Genomic DNA, 17,721 nt, shown 5'->3' on the forward strand with positions numbered 1-17,721 from the left:
CGCCTCCTTTTCAGAACCTGTTGACGCTGGACGCCGCCTCGCGTCCGGCGATGTGGCCGAAGACCAGGCCCGGCCCGATCGTGGCCCCGGCGCCCGGATAGGCCATGCCGGTGAAGCCGCCGGAGACGTTCCCCGCCGCGTAAAGGCCGGGGATGCGGCCGCCCCTGACGTTCACCACTTCCGACTTGGCGTTGATCTTCGGTCCGCCCTTTGTGCCAAGCACACCGGAATAGACCCGGCAGGCATAGAAGGGGCCTTGCTGGATCGGCCCCAGCGATTGGAGTGCTCCTTCGCGTGACGGGTCGCCATAATGACGATCATATTTGCTCCGGCCACGGTGGAAGTCGGGGTCCTCACCCCGTTCGACATTCGCGTTGAAGCGTGTGACCGTGTCTTCAAGGCCATCTGGGTTTACGCCGATTTTCTCCGCCAGTTCGCGGAGCGTCGGCGCGGATTCGAGCCATGCCGGAATCGGATCGCCAGGATAGCGCGTGCCGAACGGATATTTGTCGAGGAAAGTCGAATCGAGGATGATCCAGGCGGGCAGGTTCGGATAGTCGAACGCCACTGGGTCGAAGTTGCGGAAGGAGCGGCCAACGTCATTATAATTGTGGGCTTCGTTGACGAAGCGCTTGCCCGCGCGGTTTACCATGATCGAACCGGGCGAGGCTCTTTCGCCGACCACCATGCGGTTGAGCTGCTGCCCTTCATATTCGTCACCCGGAATGCGGATCATCGGCATCCACCAGGCTTCATGGGCATTGGCCATGCTCGCCTGCGCCTCGGCCGCCATGATGAGGCCGTCGCCCTCATTGAAAGGCGGGCTGAGGGGACCTTCGATGGGAGCGCCCATCAGGTCGGTCGCCATGTCCTTGTTCCATTCAAAGCCGCCGCTTGCCAGAATGACGGCGCGACGGGCGCCGATCCTGACCATGCGGCCATCCTGTTCGACCTCAATGCCGACAATGGCGCCATCGTCGATCACCAGACGGCGGCCACGGGCGTTGCGGCGAAACTCCACGCCCTTGTCCACCGCGCCCTTGATGAGGCCAGCCATCAGCGCCATGCCGGTGCCCACCATGCCCTTGGCGAGGCGGTCGCCGATGATTTCGGGGTCCAGCATATTGGTCCCGTCATCAATGTCGGTCATCGCGACAGGCAGCGGGAAGCAGGGGGCCGAACGCAGGTGCGCGCGCAGTTCCCCCAACTCGCCCGCAGGAAACAGGCCGGGGCTTACGGAGCGGCCGAAGGTGCCGCCGGGATGTTCCGGGTGATAATCGGGCGTCTTGAGCGCCCGGAACGCCAGCTGGGTCTCTTGCTCGAGATAACGCAACACGCCCGGCGCTTCATCGACATAGGTTTCGGCCAGTTCGATATCCATTTTGCCGAGCGAAAGGCTGCGAAGATAGGTGAGCGCCTGTTCGCGCGAGTCGGTCGTTCCAACCTCATGCATGTGGTGATTGTTGGGGATCCACGGCACGCCGCCCGACACGGCGCTCGTCCCGCCCAGCTTGTCGCTGCGCTCCAGCACCAGCGTCTTGCAACCGCGATGCTGCGCCGCGATCGCGGCGGAAACACCCGCCGCGCCGGAGCCCATGACCACCACGTCGAAAACCTCATCCCATACCGGCATTATAGCTCTCCAGTCGCTCGCGGTTCGCGCCGCTTCCTATGTCGTTTGCACTTGTCACGCATGGCTGCGTCCCTTGATCAGGTCCGCCGCCTTTTCGCCAATCATGATGGCGGGCATGTTCGTATTTCCGCCGACGAGCGTCGGCATCACCGACGTGTCGGCGACCCGTAGCCCGCCAATGCCCCGGACCCGCAGGCGGGCATCGACGACGCTATCATCGTCCGATCCCATCTTGCACGTACCGGCCGTGTGATAATCCGCACTTGCGTTGGCACGGATGAAGGCGTCGATCTGGCTGTCAGTCTGTACAGACGCGCCCGGCGACAATTCATCGCCGCGATAGGGATCGAAGGCGGCCTGTCCGAAAATCTGGCGGCACACGCGGATGCCATTGCGGAAATCGACCATGTCACGGGTGTCGCTAAGATAGCGGTGATCCACGACCGGCGCGGCCTGCGGGTCGGGCGAGGCCAGCGTCACATGGCCACGGCTGTGGGGCCGGACGACGCAGACATGCGCCATGAAGCCATGACGCGGCATCAGGCCTGTCAGCGTGTCATTCATCAGCGCTAGCACGAGCGACAGCTTTATGTCCGGCTCAGCGAGGTCCGGTTGCGATCGCACATAGGCGACCGCTTCCATGCCGGTGCTGGCGAGCGGCCCCGTGCGGAAAGCCAGATATTGCGCAAAGGCCAGCGCCCCCTTCAGCGGGCTGACATATTGATAGTGGGATACCGGCTGCGTCACCGCCTGCTTCACATAGGTGGACAGATGGTCCTGAAGATTCTGACCGACGCCGGGCAGATTATGGACCGGGTCGACGCCGACCTGCGACAGGGCCGAAGCGTCACCGATGCCGGACAGCATCAGAAGCTGGGGCGAATTGATGCCGCCGCCGCAGAGGATCACCTCGCCGCCCGCACGGAGGTCAAGCTCCTGCCCTTTTTCCCGGATGCGAACGCCGACGGCGCGGCCATTTTCGACCAATATCTTGAGCACTTGCGCGCCCAGACGCACCTCCAGGTTCGAGCGCGAGCGGAACGGCTTTATGTAGGCGGTCGCCGCGCTCCACCGGCGGCCCCGGCTGACGAACATATCGACGGGACCGGCGCCATCGCGAACCGCGCCGTTGGTGTCGTCATTATAAGGGTAGCCAGCTTCTTCGCAGGCTTGCAGGAACGCCTTGGCGAGTGGATTGTGGACGCCGGGGCGGCTGATCCTGACCGGCCCGGAGTGACCGTGCCACCGCGCATCGCCGCCCGGCTCGTAACTTTCGGCCCGCTTGAAATAGGGTAGCACGTCCTCATAGGACCAGCCGGAATTGCCCAGCGCCGCCCACCGATCGTAATCGCTCGGCGTGCCTCGATCATAGATCATGCCGTTGATCGAGCTGCCGCCGCCCAGAACCTTGCCACGGGGCAGGAAAAGGACGCGGTCGTTCAGCTCTTCCTGCGGCGCGCTCCTGTAGTTCCAGCTATGCTTGCCCGACGTCAAAAGCGGCATCAGCCCGCCGGGCGCATGGATGAGGGGATCACGGTCAGTGCCCCCCGCCTCAAGCAGGATTACCTTGTGGCGGCTGTCTTCCGACAAACGGTTGGCGACGGCACAGCCCGCCGCTCCCGCGCCCACAACGATATAGTCCGCGTTCAATGCGCGTACTCCGGCAACGAGGTCCGTCCATCGTTAAGGGGAGCCGCGCCGCAACAGCCGACCAGCGCACAGTGGCGGAAATGCAAATGACCTTGCAACGATCCTACTCCTCCAGGACGCATTTCGCCCCAATTTTTCCCCGGACGCCGTGATGCGCCCCGATCCACTTTATGCGACCCTTGTCACATTACGCAATGGCGGCCGACCGCAGCTGTCTCAACTTACCTCCGCAGGCACCGCGACCTCTACCTGGCCATCCACGACACGTGTTTCGAACGTGCGGAGCGGCTTGTCCGTCAGCTGACCCTTGGGATTTCCGGTTCGCAGGTCGAAGGGCATGCCATGTTCGGGGCACAGCACCATGCAGCGCCTGATGCGTCCGGCTGCCAGGGAAAAAGCGCGATGCGTGCATTCATTCTGCACACAGAAAAACTCTCCGTCCGCATGACACAGCAGAAGGTCCAAGCCGTTCACTGTTATCGGCTTGCTGCTGTTGTTCGGCAGATCGGCGGCCGCAGCGACGGGAAGGAAGTCGGCGCTCATGCTATGGTCAAGCCTCCATCAACGACAAATTCGGCACCCGTCACATAGGACGCCTCTTGCGATGCCAGGAACAGGGACATGTTCGCGACATCTTCCGGTCGGCCCAAGCGACCGAGCGGGATCGGCGCAGTGGCGGCGTCGATAGCGGCCGGATCGCCCTGAAGCAATTGGTCGACCATCGGCGTTTCGATCGTACCGGGGTGCACCGAATTGCACCGGATGCCATAGGGCGCTTCATCGAGCGCGACACTTTTGGTCAGCGCACGAACGGCCCCCTTGGTAGCGGCATAAGCAGCGCTTCTGTGAACGCCCGTCAATGCGGCAATGGACGAGATATTGACGATGGAACCGCCGCCATTGGCGCGCATGTGCGGGATCACCGCCTGGCAACCCAGGAAAGAGCCCCGCAAATTGATTTCGAAAAGGCGGTCAAGCATGGCGACGGGTGTGTCAGAAACATATGCCGCATGATAGATGCCCGCATTGTTCACGAGAATGTCGATGTGCCCGAACCGTTTGAGGGCATCGGCGGCGAGTTCCTGCCATCCCTCTTCCTGACGGACATCCTGCGATCGGGACAACGCAATGCCGCTTTCCTGCGTGATGGATGCCGCGACCGCCGCAGCACCCGCTTCGTCAAGGTCCGTCAGGATCACCGACGCACCTTCCCGAGCGAACAGGCGGGCAGTTGCCGCGCCCATGCCGTGCATCGAGCCAGCGCCTGTGATAATTGCCGTCTTGCCAGACAGTCGACTGCCCAACGCACCTCTCCCTACAGCCCGCTCCATATCCGGCGTGATCGACCACCACAGCCTTTCAGAGACAGACAAATGTCATATAAGGACCATCTATCGCGCCAGCGGAAAGCTGTAAAGCGATATCGTGCGCTAGGATACTATTTTTGCAACATCGGAGTTGACAGCTGTTTTCGAACCGACCTCACTTGAAACCTCACCCCGCTATGATATGGTTCAATGATGAAAAAACAGGGACTGGCGCCGCTCAAAGGTAAAGCGGAGAAAATATCGGCGAAGATCAAACCTCACAGTTTGAAGACAGATTCCGAGCCCAATACCCTTCAGTTTCTTCAAAGCGAGTTGCTTTCCGAACGGGAGAAGCTGGGGCAGCGCGCGCCGGGCAGAGCCCGCGTCGACCGGATCATCGAAGCGACCATTGAACTGCTCAAGGCGCATAAGCCAGCTGACATCTCCATCGCCATGATCGCCGATCATGGCGGCATTACCCGGACATCCATCTATTCCCACTTCGCCAGCGTCGACGAGATATTGGGCCAGATCGCCATCCGCTTCGTCCAGCAGACTGGCGTCGAAGTGGAACGCTATGTTCGGCGGCGCAAGCCGGAAAGCCTGGAGCAATTGGTCACGTTGATGATCAAGGGAATCCAGGATTATTTCAACCAACCCAGTCCAGCAAAGCCAGGCGCGCTGGCCCGTCACATTCCGTTCGAATCCCGCCATTTGGTGCGGGATTTCGACAAGGTTGCCGCCCTGCCCTACCATACTTTGTGGCATACGGGCTGGGCGATCGAACCACTGTCGGAAGAAGACCCGTTTCGTACCCTTGTCATCATCCAGTCAGCCATTTTCGAAGCCAGCATCCAGCAGCAGGGCAAGATAACGGATCTGGCGGTAAAGCAGGCGACAGAAGTCGCGCTGGATTTTCTCGCTCGGGCCGAAGCGCGTTACGGTGCGGCGCCGGAAGAAACCACGACCGCAGAGCCCACGCCGGAAGACAGAATAATGGCGGCCGCCCGAACCCTGGCCGCGCACGACGACCCGGCACTCATTGAGATGGCCACGGCGCAGATCGAATTGCTCGCGTCCACGGTCACCAAATTGGCGGCCAAGCCCGCGGCGAGGCGTCGCAAGAAAGCGTGAATTGAGCAATGCCGACGCTGTGTCGGCACTTTCGCTGAGGGTCCCCGGCGCTGAAGTTCCCCGGCCCAGCGTACACGACTGCTGGGCGGGTGGCGGTGAAGGACGAGTCGTTCGCCTTCGCATCACCGCCGCATCTCCGTAACCCGGCATCCGTCCGATTACGGCATTGTTCCGCGCCCATGATGCCGACGCGGTGAGCGGCGGCGCCGCTCCCTTGCCCCCTTTTGCCCTTGCTTTTCAACGCCCGACAAGCGTCAGATATTGGTCGGCGATCACCGGCTTGGTCCTACGGCCTATTATCCAACTTTCCATTATGTCCGGAATGGGTTTTCATATGATCCGTGGCTGTCCCAGGACGAGCCATCGGTAATCAGATTTATAGTCGCGCGAAAAATGACGCGACAAACGGAAAACCGACAACAGACATAAATGGAGGGGATAACATGCGGACCTTTACAGGAACTTCGCTACTGGCGCTCAGTTTGGGCGTGATGGCACCCGGCAATGCCTTGGCGCAAGCTTCAGGCGGATCGACACAGTCATCGTCGGCGGAACTGGCGGACATCATCGTCACCGCCCAGAAACGGGCCGTGCCGTTGCAGGATGTCCCCGTCGCCGTGACGGCTTTCACCGGCGAGGCTATGCGCGCGTCCAACCTGGATGCGTTGACCGGGCTGCGCGGCATGGTGCCGGGCATGACGATCTCGCGCTCCGGCGCTGCGCTCAACACGCCGCAGATCAGCTTGCGCGGCATCTCGCTTCAAGATCCCAACCGCGCCGTTGAATCCGGCATCGGTTTCACCATCGACGGCATTCCGCTGGCATTTCAACGCGGTACGCTGCTCGACGCGTTCGACATCGAACGACTGGAGATTTTGCGTGGTCCGCAGGGCCTGCTGTTTGGTCGCAACACGACGGGCGGAACGGTGAACGTCATCCGCTCCCGTCCCGATCCCGACGCTCCCACAAGCGGCAGGCTGCGCGCGACGGTGGGCAGTTTCGGACGAACGGACTTTGAAGGTGTCGTGATGGCGCCGATCATCCCCGGCCTTTTGGCGGTCAAGGGCGCGATCGCGATCAAGAAGCATAATGGCGAGTTCCGCAACAGCATCACCGGCGATCGCGAAGGCAAACGCGATATGCGGGATTATATGCTGTCGCTGGTCGCTACCCCTTCAGATCGGACCAGCATCTACCTTTCGCTGGAGCGGATGGAGGATGATAGCGAAGTGCCGCCCTATGTGCCGGTCCTGACCCCCGACCTTATTCCGCTGACCGGCCCCAAGCTGCTGACGGCCAATGGTCTGGGCACGCTGGGATATCCGACTTATGTCACCGGGCAGAATATACAATGCCTCAATCCTGCAACCTCGATCGTTTGCAGGCCGCTCAGCAAAAAGCGTAATGATGTCGAGACGACGCAGTTTCCGGCCTATTACAATCTTAATGCAGTGACGCTGGAGGTCGCGCACGAACTTGATGGCGTCAAGTTGGTCAGCCTGTCGGGTTATCGCGAGGACGAAGAAGACCAGCTCGGCGACTTCGACGCGACCCGTTTTGCGATACAGCGTAACGACAAGCGGGAAAGCTCCTGGCAGTTTTCGCAGGAGTTGCGTGCGGAAACGCAGTTCGACGGTCCGATCAACTTCGTGGCTGGCGCTTTCTTCATCGAATATGCGTTCACCGCGCGGCAGTTCCCGTCGGTCGATTTTGCCGGGCTGTCGGCAACTACCGCGCCGGGCACGGCCTACTTCAACTCGCTCAACGCCTATCGCATCCGGCAGAAAAGCCGTTCCTTCGCGGTCTTCTTTCAGGGTGACTGGGACATTACGGACAAGCTGCGTCTGACGGCGGGTGCGCGGCAGACATGGGATCGCAAGCAGACGAACTTCACGCTGTGGGGGAGGCTACAGCAGCCGATCCGCGATCAGTTCGTACTTGGCCCGCAGCAAGGGCCGGTGAGCGCCTCGGTCAAGTTCGACGAGCTGACGCCGCGCATCGGGTTGCAATATAAGATCCAGCCCGACCTGCTGGTCTACGCCAACTGGAGCCGGGGCTATAATGCGGGCGGGTTCAACGGCCGCGCGGGAAGCATCGTCAACGCCGTCATCCCTTATCGTCCTGAAATCATGGATGCCTATGAAGTCGGCTTCAAGAGCGAATGGTTCAACCATCGGGTTCGCCTGAACGTCGCGGCGTTCCACAACACGCTGAAGGACAAGCAGGAAGATGTCCTGACGGTCGCACCGGGCGGGGGCATTGTTACGGCGACGGTGAATGCTGCCAAAGCGCGGTACAAGGGCGTGGAGGCCGAACTGGCAGTGGTCCCTGTCGCCGGATGGACGATCACCGGATCGGCGGGCTATCTGGACGCGAAATATCTGAGTTTCGTCGGGAACCTTGCGGGTCAGGGCCTTGCGGACCTCTCGGACCTGAAGCTGCGCCGTACGCCTAAATGGACCGCGGGCCTGATCTCCGACTATGCTTTCGATCTGGGGGCAGGCCGAGCGGGACTTAATGCCGCGCTCTATTACACGTCGCGTTACGAAACGAGCGTTCTCAATGATCCACGCGGGTCGATTCCTCCGGTGACCAAGGTCGACCTGGCCATGCGTTACCAGTTCCCGGTGCATGACAAGCTGAACATGACGCTGACTGGCTTCGTCAAGAATGTGACGAACAACACCACTTATGACGGATTCACGTCCAGCAACACGATCGGGTCGTTCATCGACTTTGCGATCCCGTCGGTCGGCAGGACCTGGGGCGTGTCCTTGGCGGCAGACTTCTGATGGGATTGGAAGAACTCATCCCGCGCAATGAGAGGATGGCGCTGTTGCAGAATTGCTGGGTCGTGGCGGACCTGGACGATGCGATGGAGCGGTGGCTGTCCATGGGGGTCGGGCCGTTTTTCCGGCGCGACTCCGACTATCCTGACGCATTGTATCGCGGGCGGCCCGAGCCGCTCGCTTTCAAGGCGGCGCTGGCGCAGGCGGGGCCGGTTCAGATCGAACTGATCCAGCAGACGAGCAAGGGGCCGTCCGCCTATCGCGACATGGTTCCCGAAGGCCAGATCGGCTTTCATCACATGTGCCGGATAGTTCACAATGTCGGCGAAGAAATCGGGCGCCTGAGAGCGCGAGGCATAGAGATGGCGAGCGAGTTCCGGTCGGTCGGCGGGGCGCAGGTCGCCTATGCCGACACCCGCAATGAACTGGGCTGCATGCTGGAACTGGTGCCCGCAGAGCCGGTGTTGATCAACCTGTTCCACGACGTGGCCGAAGCCGCGCAAGATTGGGACGGGACCGATCCCGTCCGTATGTTGGAACTTAAAGACGGCCCGGCCGCACAAGTGGGAGGATCACAGTGAAGACAGAGGCAGCCAAGACGCTGGACGAAGTTACGTTCGCGACGACGGCGGATGTTGTAATCGCGGGGCTGGGAGGGGCTGGCGCTTCCGCTGCGATTGCAGCGGCCGAAGCGGGCGCAGAGGTTCTGGTCATTGAAAGGACCTCTGGCGGGGGAGGCTCCACCGCCATGTCCGGTGGGTTCATCTATCTGGGCGGCGGCACGCCTCCGCAAAAGGCCAATGGTTTTGCCGATACGCCGGAGAATATGGCCCGGTTTTTAAAGGCCACGCAGCCGAAGGCGGCCGTGGACAAGATCGAGGCCTATTGCGAGGGTAGCGTCGGCCATTATGACTGGCTGATGTCGCTGGGCGTCACGTTCAACGAACGCTATTTCGACGGCAAGCATTTCCACCCCCATAGCGATGAAACGCTGGTGTGGACGGGAAGCGAAGCATGCTGGCCCCTGTCTGAAGCGGCAGAGCCTTTCCCGCGTGGTCATAAGCCGGGCGGCGGATTTGTCGGGCATCTGTTGTTCGACCGGTTGCTCCAGCGCCTGCATGAACTCAAGGTGCGCGTCGTCTACGATGCAGCGGTCAACGCGCTGGTCCGGGACGACGCAGGCGCGGTCGTTGGCGTCCAGTATCGGCAGGAAGGCCGCAACATGGCGGTGGCGGCGCGCAAGGGCGTGGTGCTGGCGACCGGCGGTTGCGAGTGGGACCGGGAACTCGGCCTTGCCCATGGGTCGAAAGCTGGACGGGAGGGCATCGCTCCGCTGGGCGTGCCGACTGCTGACGGATCAGGCATAGCGCTCGGCCAGAGCATGGACGCGGCGACCGTCGGGCTGGATCAGAGCATGATCACATCGCCCTTCTATCCGCCCGCCAGCCTGGTCAAAGGCATATTGGTGAACAGCGCGGGCCGCCGCTTCGTGGCGGAGGACGTCTATCACGCCTGGTCCACCGATGCGATTTTGAACCAGCCCGAGGGCAAGGCTTACCTGATCTGCGACAATGTCAATTTCGGACGGCCGGAGCTTGGCGACATCCGATCCGAGCGCAAGCATGAGGTCGTCGATGCTTGGGACAATATACCGGAAATGGAAGCCGACCTTGGCATGCCTGAAGGGTCGCTGGTGGAGACGATCGGCAATTATAATCGCTATGCCGCGACGGGCTATGACGAGGAATTCCGCAAGAATCCCAAATGGCTCGCCCCGATTTCGGAGATACCCTTTGCCGCAATCGATTGTTCGGTAGGTTCGGCCTATTTCTGCTGTATCAGCCTGGGCGGCATTGACACTGACATTGATGGCCGCGCGCTGAAAGCCGATGGCACGCCTGTTCCCGGCCTTTACGCGGTTGGTCAGGTGGCCCCCAATCTCTCAGTGGAAGGCTGGGGCTATGCGAGCGGTCTGTTGATCGGCGGCGCGACCTTCTTCGGGCGCAGGGCAGGTAAGGCCGCCGCCGCCGAACCTGTCCGCCACGCTCTCGATCCCGGATCGAAGCGCCCGGAATTACCGGCAGATGTCGTCTGATCACGCGCGAACGATCGGCCGCCCCTCATATACCTATCATTTCAGGAGCATTTCATGACATCCACCCCGACGGCCAATCTCTACGAAAGACTGGAAGAAGATCCCTGGCGCTTTCTGGAACTGAGCCAGGAGGAACTGTTCGACCTGGATTATGCCGAGGTCGAAAAGATCCAGCTCGCCCTGTTCCAGCGGCGGTTCCGCGATTTGAAGCCCAAATTGCGCGCGCTCCAGCGTCTGGCCGAGGAAGTCGGGCTAGAGGAAATCAACGGGTTCGATGACCTCACGCGCCTGGCGATGCCGCACACCATGTTCAAATCCTATTCCGCGCTGGACGTGCAGAAGGCGCGATTCGACAAGCTGACCCGCTGGCTTCAGGCGCTTACCACGCACGACCTGTCTGGGGTGCATGCCGAACATTGCGAGTCGATCGAGCAATGGTTGCTGGAAGTAGAGCGTTCGACGCCGCTGCGGCCGGTCACCTCATCGGGAACGAGCGGCAAGATTTCGCTCTTCCCCCTCAGTACCGTCGAAGAAACCCTGTTCGTTGACAAGAACACCTATATCGTCGAGCCATATCGCGACGAACCGGGTATTTACGCAAAGAGCGGCGAATATGTTTTCGTCTGTCCCTGGCCTTCGCGTTACGGCCGTCACAACATCCCGCTCATCATGCGTGTCCTGAAGGAAAATTGCTACGACGGCCGGGAGGACATGTTCATCACGCTGGACGACGGCACGCTGACCGCTGACGAGATGTGGTTGAACGGACGGCTGCAACGGGCGCAGGCGCTGGGCGAGGAATTGGAGCTGAGTCCGGCCGAGCAGGCAATCGCCAGTGCGCTCGCAACTCGTGCGTCCAATGCGGACGAACGGTGGACCCGCTTCATCGAGAATGCCGTGGTTGGCCTTAAAGGTCAGAAGGTCATGTTCTACGGGGCTCTCATGAACCTCTATCTCATGGCCGAAGCGTGCCGAAAGATGGACATCTTCGTCGAATGGCATCCCGATTCCATGATCATGACCGGCGGCGGGAGCAAAGGGTTCAACTTCCCAGAAGGGTGGCGCGATGTCGTTGCCGAACGGTTCCCGCATCATGTGCCGGGCCGCGTCAAGGAAGTCTATGGCATGACCGAATCCAGCTCGACAGCGGTCTGCTGCCCCCATGACAAGCTGCATCCCCTGCCCTGGGGCATCACGCACCTGATGGACCCGGCGACCGGCCAGTCGCTGCCGCGCACCGGCACGCAGACAGGACGCATGGTCGTGTTCGATCCCATGCCCACCACCTTCTGGGCCGGGGTCATCACGGGCGATCAGGTGACGGTCCATTTCGACGGCGGATGCGCATGCGGGCGCAAGGGTCCGTTCATGGACAATGACATCAACCGCATTTCGGAACTGAATGGCGGGGACGACAAGATCGTGTGCGCCCGGACGCCGCAGGCCTTCCAGAGCCTGGAAGATTTCCTGGCCAAGGCGTCCTGATCCAATCTGTCTCGGAGTATCGAAGATGAAAGAATATACTATCCCGCTCATCATCCGGGGCCGCATCATAGAAGATGACCTGGTCCGCTTTGAAGGACGCCGGGGCGAAATCGCGTTCCTAACCCCCGACGTGAACAAATATCTGGACCAGATCGTTCTGCGCAATGGCGCTGACCTTCAGGATTATTATTCCGTCAGCCTGGACAATATTCTCGACTTCCTGGAGGAATTGGGCCGCAGGCTGCACCCGGACACGAATCCCGACATTCGGTTGGCGCTGGAAATGAACATGCAGTCGTCGGGCCAGTCGCCCGACATATTGCGCACCGCCTATGTCTCCTTTGCCGCCAATCTGCGCCGGACCATCGTCGAGGAAGCCGTCGATCAGAATATCGGCCGCGACTATCTGGAAGGCTGGAAGCCGAGGCCACTGCATGACCGCGACGCGATGGTGCGCGCCTTTGGATCGCGCATCGTTCACCTGAACGCAGGCAACGCACCCAATGTGGCCCTGCACGCGGTGATCAACGGGGCGGTCCTGCGCTGCGACAATATCGTCAAGAGCCCGTCGAACGATCCCTTCACCGCCGTCGCCATAGCCAAGACGATGATCGCGATGGACCCGGATCATCCGATCACCCGCCACATGACGGTCGCCTATTGGAAGGGCGGAGACCTGGGCTTTGAAAAGAAGCTGTACGACACGCGCAACATCGACAAGATCGTTGCCTGGGGCGGTCCCGCGTCGATGAACCACATCCGCCAGCATTTGACATCGGGCCTCGACCTTATCGCGCTCGATCCCAAGGTCAGCGCATCGATCATCGGCGCGGAAGCGCTGGAATCAGAGGAGCAGATGGGCTGGGTCGCGCAGCAGCTGGCCAAGGATTTCGGCTATTTCAATCAGGAAGGCTGCGGCAACAGCCGCCTCGCCTATGTCGTGTGCGGCAGTGATGATGCGTCGCTCGACCGGCTGAACCGCTTTGGCCGGTTGGTGCATGAGGCGTTGCAGGCGCTGCCCGCCGCCTACAGCTCCCCCCACCCCGCGTTCGACCCGGTGTTGCGCGACGAGATAGAGGGTATCCGCTATTCCGACGATTATCGCGTGTTCGGCGTCAAGGCGAACGAAGGCGGCGTCATCGTATCGCAGCAGGCGGAGGCGGTTGAATTCAGCGACCGGATCGGTGGGCGCGTCATCAATATCATTCCCGTGCCAGACCTGGATGCAGCTGTGGCCGCCGTCACCATCCACACCCAGACGATCGGCATCTATCCCAATGCGGCGCAGGCGGAAATTGCCGACCGATGCATGTTGCGAGGGGCGCAACGCCTCTCACCACTGGGCTGCATCGCTTATGAAGGGCTGGGTTATCCGCATGACGCCATGGAAATCATGCGCAGGCTGGCCCGCTGGGGTGTTCGCGAACAATTTGACGAAGCCGTTGCGGAGGCAGGCGCCGGGATGATGTGCGCCGCCTGACGAGGCGGGGCACATTTTGAAGGGGAGCGGGATCATGGATTCTCCGATTGCCGCTCAATATTACGATCTTCCCCGATCGGGCGGCTCCGGTCAAAGCTCCCCTTCCTTTTTTTTGGCACCCGGCGAGACGGCGCCCCGCATCAGACTTGGCGGTATCGCTCGTCGATAAGCTTGACGGCCTCTTCTTCCCAATTGTCCAATATGTGGCTGATCTGGTGGCCGATCTCCGACATGATCTGGCCCACCAGCATCGGGGAAAGGACAATGGAGGTGATGGAGAAGGCCGCAACTTGCGGGTCGGTATCCGCCCGATAATATCCCTGACTTACCAATGTCCGGACCAATTCCTGCATCCGGATGAAGCTGCCCTGCGATTTCTTCTGCCGGTAGGAATTCCATACGGTCGAGTAGGGGCGGAAACTTTCGATCAGGACCACGCTGGCCGTGCCCCGGTGCGTTTCCAGCACCTTCATCCAGGCACTGACAATCTTGCGCGTGGCGTCCTGGCAGTCGGTCAGGAACAAGCTGTTGAGATCATTGAGTATCTGTGCGATGTCGCTGCTTAAATTGTCCAGCGCCGCGTCGATCAGGCCGTTCTTGCCGTGATAATAATAGTGGATCATGCCGGCGTTGGTGCCGGCGGCTGATGCGATTTCCCGCGTCGTCAGATCCAGATGACTCTTGTTCCGCAAGCCATGCTCCATTGCATGGAGCAGTTCGTTCGACACTTCGCGGTTGTCGGAGACCGTAGGCCGACCACGCGCGGAAGCTGCGTCAGGGCGGGCGTCGCCTGCGTTTGTCATGGGTACCTCTCCATCACTTTATCGATGCAGTCACTCCCGCCGACATTGTCCCATGAAAGGAAGAGAGGCGCAACCGCTACCGAAGGTGGCAGCGCTGCGCCTCGCTCATGGGTCGGTTGATCTTACTGCGGAAGCTGGTGCAGCGCGCAGAGCTTGTTACCGTCCGGATCGCGCAGATAGGCAAGATATAGAGCCCCCATCGGCCCTTCACGGACACCCGGGGCATCCTCGATAGACACGCCGCCATTGGCTACCCCAGCCGCATGCCACGCGTCCGCCTGCTCAGGCCCCTGAACGGCGAAACCGATCGTGCCGCCATTGGCATGCGTCGCGGGCTGGCCGTCAATGGGCTTGGTGATCAGCAGCGACAGGCCGTTGTGCATGTAGATCAGCCGTCCGTTATCATCGACGAAGGCCTGTGCGCCGCCCAGCGCCCCAAGCGTCGCGTCATAGAAGCGCTTTGATTTTTCTATGTCATTGCTGCCAAGCACGATGTGCGAAAACATGAAACTCTCTCCATAAAATGCCGTCCTTGCGGGCGGGAATGTGCAGATGGGAGCTGGTTATATTTCGAAGTAACTGACATCTGTCAATAACAGCATGGACTGTAGATTGACAGATGTTAGTCAATCAGCCGTTCAGGCGGGAGCGAGCGCGTCCTGCTTCGCCTCTCGCAGGCAGGACTGAGCAGCCCTGCGGCCTGTGAACACGCAATCCGCGAGGGAAAGGCCGCTAATGTAGGTGCGCGATGGTATGCTTCCGGTGGCCCGCCCCGCAGCATAAAGGCCCGCTATGATGCTGCCATCGGCGCGCCGCACAGCGCCTGTCGCCTCTTCGAGCGCCAACCCTCCCAAAGTATGGAAGGTGATGAAGCTGTAACGGTTGGCGAGGGACACATTCATTGCGACATAGGGACCATTGCCGAGCGACTTAAGATGATCCTTCAGCTTTGAAAAGTCGTCGTCATGCCGGTTGCGGACCATGTCTTCATAGCGCCGTACAGTCTGGCGCAGACGATTGGGATTGATGCCGCATTTTTCCGCAAGCACGTCCAGATCCCTTGCCCGCTTGGTGCCGCCAAGCATAAGATTCAGCATGGCGGGCGCGCCAAAACGCATGAATGCGTCCAGGCCATCCGTTGCCACCTGGCGCATCGCCTTGCGAATGTCTTTGGTGGACATGATCAGCCACGCCTTGCCCTCCGGCTGATCGGCAATGGCTCGGCCCAGAGTGCCGACATAGACGGCTTCGTTGGCAAACCGCTCCCCTGCCTGATTGACGAGAATGCCATCCAGCAACGCCGCCGGAGGAGATTGGACCCGGCCGACGAACATCGCGTCCATGCCCACGGTATCCGCGCCCAGCGCCGTGCCCAGCTGCACGGCCGTGCCATCGTCACCCAGAGTGCCGAGGCGCATCATGGTCTTGTAATGCTTGCTCAGCATGGGCGCATATTGGCCGAGCATGTCGAGGTTGAAGACGAAACCGCCGGTTGAAAGGATGACGCCGGTCTTCGCTCTGATATAGCGCAACTGGCCATGTTCCCGCTCCATGACGCGCGCCGCCTTGCTCGCGATTTCGGCCTTACTCTCCTTGAACGGAGCGGTAGGCGGAAACTTGTCGTAATATTTCTGATGCTCGGCATGCTTGGCGGCGGGAAGCTCCAGCGCGGCGACGCCGACGACGCGCCCATCACCATCGATCACAAGGCTCTGGACGATCGTATGCAGCTTCTTGCGAATGGCTGACCGGTCGGCGGTATCCCGCAAGGCGCGATACAGCTTGTTACCCGTAAAGCCGCGCCCCAGCGTTCGGTGCCCTCGCGGCGCGGGCCGGGCGTCGCGGCAATAGGCCTCTACCTTCTCATTGCCCGAATATTGCAGGAAATAGCCCTCCGGCGGATAGGTCGTCTTTCCGGTGTAAAGTTTGGTCCCGAACACGACGCCATGCGACTGCAACCATTGCAGATTGCCAGCGCTTTGATCGCAAAAGAGTTTCAGCGTCTCCGGCTGAACGACATCACCGACCTCCAGCCGAAGATATTTCAGCATATTGTCGGGATCGTCCTCAACCCCGTTTTGCCGCTGAATGTCGGTCCCTGCCGCATAGACGACGCCGCCGCTGAAGGCCGTTGCGCCGCCGCCATTGAAGCGGTCTATGGCAATCACGCTGGCGCCGTTTTCCACCAGCTCGAGCGCTGCACAAATTCCCGCACCGCCATAGCCGACCACGACGACGTCAGCCGTGTCGTCCCACTGGAACATGTCGGCATTGTCGATGGAAATCACCGGCTGACCATCTTGGGAAATCATTTCATCTCTCACGCCGTCATTTCCTTCGAAGACATTTTCTCTGCCGTAGCTCATCACCGATCCGAACAACCATCCGCTTTTCCGCCAGCGTCTGATTACAACCTCATGCCGCCGCTTGCCTGAATAATCTGTCCGGTGAGCCAGCCCGAAGCCGGGGATGCGAGGAACAGAACGATCTGCGCTATGTCGTCGGCGGTGCCGATACGGCCCAGCGCGGCCATGCTTTTGAACATGCGCATTGCCTCCTCACTGTCCCGATAACCGTTGATGAGGTCGGTATCGACCGGTCCAGGGGCGACAGCATTGACACGAATATTGCGCGGCGCAAGCTCTACCGCCATCGAAACCGTGAACGAATTCACCGCCGCCTTGCTCATGGCATAGGCAAAGCCAGGCGGCTGCGCCATCAGCCCGCTCATCGAGGAGATATTGACGATCGCGCCACCATCATTGAACCGTTTCAACGCCTGTTGGGTGACCAGTATCGGCGACTTGAAGTTGACCCGATACATGCTGTCGATTTCTTCTTCATCGATCGTGGTGATGGGAGAGGTTCGTCCCGCACCGGCATTATTGACCAGAATATCAAGTTGCCCTCCGACCTGTTCGTCAAACTGCTCGAACAGCTGCCTGACTCCTTCGGAATGGCTGAGGTCCGCCTGCACAATCACCGCATCGCCGCCTGCTTCGCGCACTTCTGCTGCCGTCCGTTCGGCGCCTTCACGGCGAGAAGAATAGTGAACGACGATCCGCGCGCCGCTTTGCGCCAGGGCAACGGCGATCTGCCGCCCGATGCCTCCCGAAGCGCCGGTCACCAGCGCAACCTTCCCGTCCAATACAGCCATCTCACACCTCTCCTAATCAATTGCCCGACGCTTGAGGCCGGGCCAGCCGTCTTCACAAGACGGCGTCTTACGGTGTCATTACGTGACTAATGTCTGACAAACTGTCAATACTGCCCGCATATGTCCTTGATATGCGGTCGGGCAGACAGAGAAGGGAAAGCCCATTGTGTCTGCCAATCCGCCGTGTC

14 protein-coding genes are annotated in these 17,721 nt (G+C 60.7%); 6 read left to right on the forward strand and 8 right to left on the reverse strand.

Annotation, left to right across the window (positions count from 1 at the left end):
* Positions 1-10: 10 nt before the first annotated feature.
* The 4 genes from ACZ5TH_RS16845 to ACZ5TH_RS16860 all read right to left on the reverse strand — a co-directional run bounded on the left by ACZ5TH_RS16845 (position 11) and on the right by ACZ5TH_RS16860 (position 4,656).
* Positions 11-1,633 carry an FAD-dependent oxidoreductase gene (locus ACZ5TH_RS16845; protein WP_449468940.1) on the reverse strand — a complete coding sequence of 541 codons (1,623 nt, stop codon included), beginning with the start codon at positions 1,631-1,633 and terminating at the stop codon, positions 11-13.
* A 54-nt stretch (positions 1,634-1,687) separates the two neighbouring features.
* Entirely contained in the window at positions 1,688-3,283 is a 1,596-nt protein-coding gene (locus ACZ5TH_RS16850) for a GMC family oxidoreductase (RefSeq protein WP_464795387.1), read from the reverse strand.
* A gap of 216 nt (positions 3,284-3,499) precedes the next feature.
* Positions 3,500-3,826, reverse strand: a complete 327-nt coding sequence (locus ACZ5TH_RS16855; RefSeq protein WP_196227127.1) for a Rieske (2Fe-2S) protein — start codon at positions 3,824-3,826, stop codon at positions 3,500-3,502.
* On the reverse strand, positions 3,823-4,656 hold the full coding sequence (locus tag ACZ5TH_RS16860; protein WP_464795388.1) for an SDR family NAD(P)-dependent oxidoreductase: 834 nt from the start codon (positions 4,654-4,656) through the stop codon (positions 3,823-3,825). The genes ACZ5TH_RS16855 and ACZ5TH_RS16860 overlap by 4 nt, the downstream gene beginning before the upstream one ends.
* A gap of 219 nt (positions 4,657-4,875) precedes the next feature.
* Between ACZ5TH_RS16860 and ACZ5TH_RS16865 the strand changes: the two genes are divergently transcribed.
* The 6 genes from ACZ5TH_RS16865 to ACZ5TH_RS16890 all read left to right on the forward strand — a co-directional run bounded on the left by ACZ5TH_RS16865 (position 4,876) and on the right by ACZ5TH_RS16890 (position 13,573).
* Complete coding sequence (locus ACZ5TH_RS16865; RefSeq protein ID WP_464795389.1) at positions 4,876-5,724, forward strand: TetR/AcrR family transcriptional regulator; 849 nt, start codon at positions 4,876-4,878, stop codon at positions 5,722-5,724.
* Between the two features lie 443 nt (positions 5,725-6,167).
* Positions 6,168-8,516, forward strand: coding sequence for a TonB-dependent receptor (locus tag ACZ5TH_RS16870; protein WP_464795390.1), 2,349 nt, complete (start codon positions 6,168-6,170; stop codon positions 8,514-8,516).
* Complete coding sequence (locus ACZ5TH_RS16875) at positions 8,516-9,094, forward strand: VOC family protein (RefSeq protein WP_464795391.1); 579 nt, start codon at positions 8,516-8,518, stop codon at positions 9,092-9,094. The genes ACZ5TH_RS16870 and ACZ5TH_RS16875 overlap by 1 nt, the downstream gene beginning before the upstream one ends.
* The gene (locus ACZ5TH_RS16880) at positions 9,091-10,608 is read left to right on the forward strand and encodes an FAD-dependent oxidoreductase (protein WP_464795392.1); all 1,518 of its coding nucleotides are present in this window, start codon (positions 9,091-9,093) and stop codon (positions 10,606-10,608) included. Before ACZ5TH_RS16875 ends, ACZ5TH_RS16880 begins: the two co-directional genes overlap by 4 nt.
* Positions 10,609-10,662: 54 nt before the next feature.
* On the forward strand, positions 10,663-12,093 hold the full coding sequence (locus tag ACZ5TH_RS16885) for a long-chain-fatty-acid--protein ligase (protein ID WP_464795393.1): 1,431 nt from the start codon (positions 10,663-10,665) through the stop codon (positions 12,091-12,093).
* A 25-nt stretch (positions 12,094-12,118) separates the two neighbouring features.
* Entirely contained in the window at positions 12,119-13,573 is a 1,455-nt protein-coding gene (locus tag ACZ5TH_RS16890) for an acyl-CoA reductase (RefSeq protein ID WP_460988910.1), read from the forward strand.
* Between the two features lie 140 nt (positions 13,574-13,713).
* On the opposite strand, the gene ACZ5TH_RS16895 is transcribed toward ACZ5TH_RS16890, so the two are convergent.
* The 4 genes from ACZ5TH_RS16895 to ACZ5TH_RS16910 form a co-directional block, all read right to left on the reverse strand.
* Positions 13,714-14,376, reverse strand: coding sequence for a TetR/AcrR family transcriptional regulator (locus ACZ5TH_RS16895; RefSeq protein WP_464795394.1), 663 nt, complete (start codon positions 14,374-14,376; stop codon positions 13,714-13,716).
* Positions 14,377-14,498: 122 nt separating this feature from the next.
* Positions 14,499-14,882, reverse strand: coding sequence for a VOC family protein (locus tag ACZ5TH_RS16900; protein WP_460988908.1), 384 nt, complete (start codon positions 14,880-14,882; stop codon positions 14,499-14,501).
* Positions 14,883-15,014: 132 nt separating this feature from the next.
* On the reverse strand, positions 15,015-16,700 hold the full coding sequence (locus ACZ5TH_RS16905) for an FAD-binding protein (RefSeq protein ID WP_464795395.1): 1,686 nt from the start codon (positions 16,698-16,700) through the stop codon (positions 15,015-15,017).
* 83 nt (positions 16,701-16,783) lie between these two features.
* Positions 16,784-17,533 (reverse strand): SDR family NAD(P)-dependent oxidoreductase, encoded by a 750-nt coding sequence (locus ACZ5TH_RS16910; protein ID WP_464795396.1) that lies wholly within the window; start codon positions 17,531-17,533, stop codon positions 16,784-16,786.
* Positions 17,534-17,721 lie beyond the last annotated feature (188 nt).

The organism is Sphingobium sp. TomTYG73, from assembly GCF_055394245.1.

What these genes read in the sequence shown, in the direction of transcription:
- ACZ5TH_RS16895 (WP_464795394.1), bottom strand. Translation starts at nt 14,376, where the DNA reads ATGACAAACGCAGGCGACGCCCGCCCTGACGCAGCTTCCGCGCGTGGT.
- ACZ5TH_RS16910 (WP_464795396.1), bottom strand. Translation starts at nt 17,533, where the DNA reads ATGGCTGTATTGGACGGGAAGGTTGCGCTGGTGACCGGCGCTTCGGGA.
- ACZ5TH_RS16885 (WP_464795393.1), top strand. Translation starts at nt 10,663, where the DNA reads ATGACATCCACCCCGACGGCCAATCTCTACGAAAGACTGGAAGAAGAT.
- ACZ5TH_RS16845 (WP_449468940.1), bottom strand. Translation starts at nt 1,633, where the DNA reads ATGCCGGTATGGGATGAGGTTTTCGACGTGGTGGTCATGGGCTCCGGC.
- ACZ5TH_RS16855 (WP_196227127.1), bottom strand. Translation starts at nt 3,826, where the DNA reads ATGAGCGCCGACTTCCTTCCCGTCGCTGCGGCCGCCGATCTGCCGAAC.
- ACZ5TH_RS16870 (WP_464795390.1), top strand. Translation starts at nt 6,168, where the DNA reads ATGCGGACCTTTACAGGAACTTCGCTACTGGCGCTCAGTTTGGGCGTG.
- ACZ5TH_RS16890 (WP_460988910.1), top strand. Translation starts at nt 12,119, where the DNA reads ATGAAAGAATATACTATCCCGCTCATCATCCGGGGCCGCATCATAGAA.
- ACZ5TH_RS16875 (WP_464795391.1), top strand. Translation starts at nt 8,516, where the DNA reads ATGGGATTGGAAGAACTCATCCCGCGCAATGAGAGGATGGCGCTGTTG.
- ACZ5TH_RS16900 (WP_460988908.1), bottom strand. Translation starts at nt 14,882, where the DNA reads ATGTTTTCGCACATCGTGCTTGGCAGCAATGACATAGAAAAATCAAAG.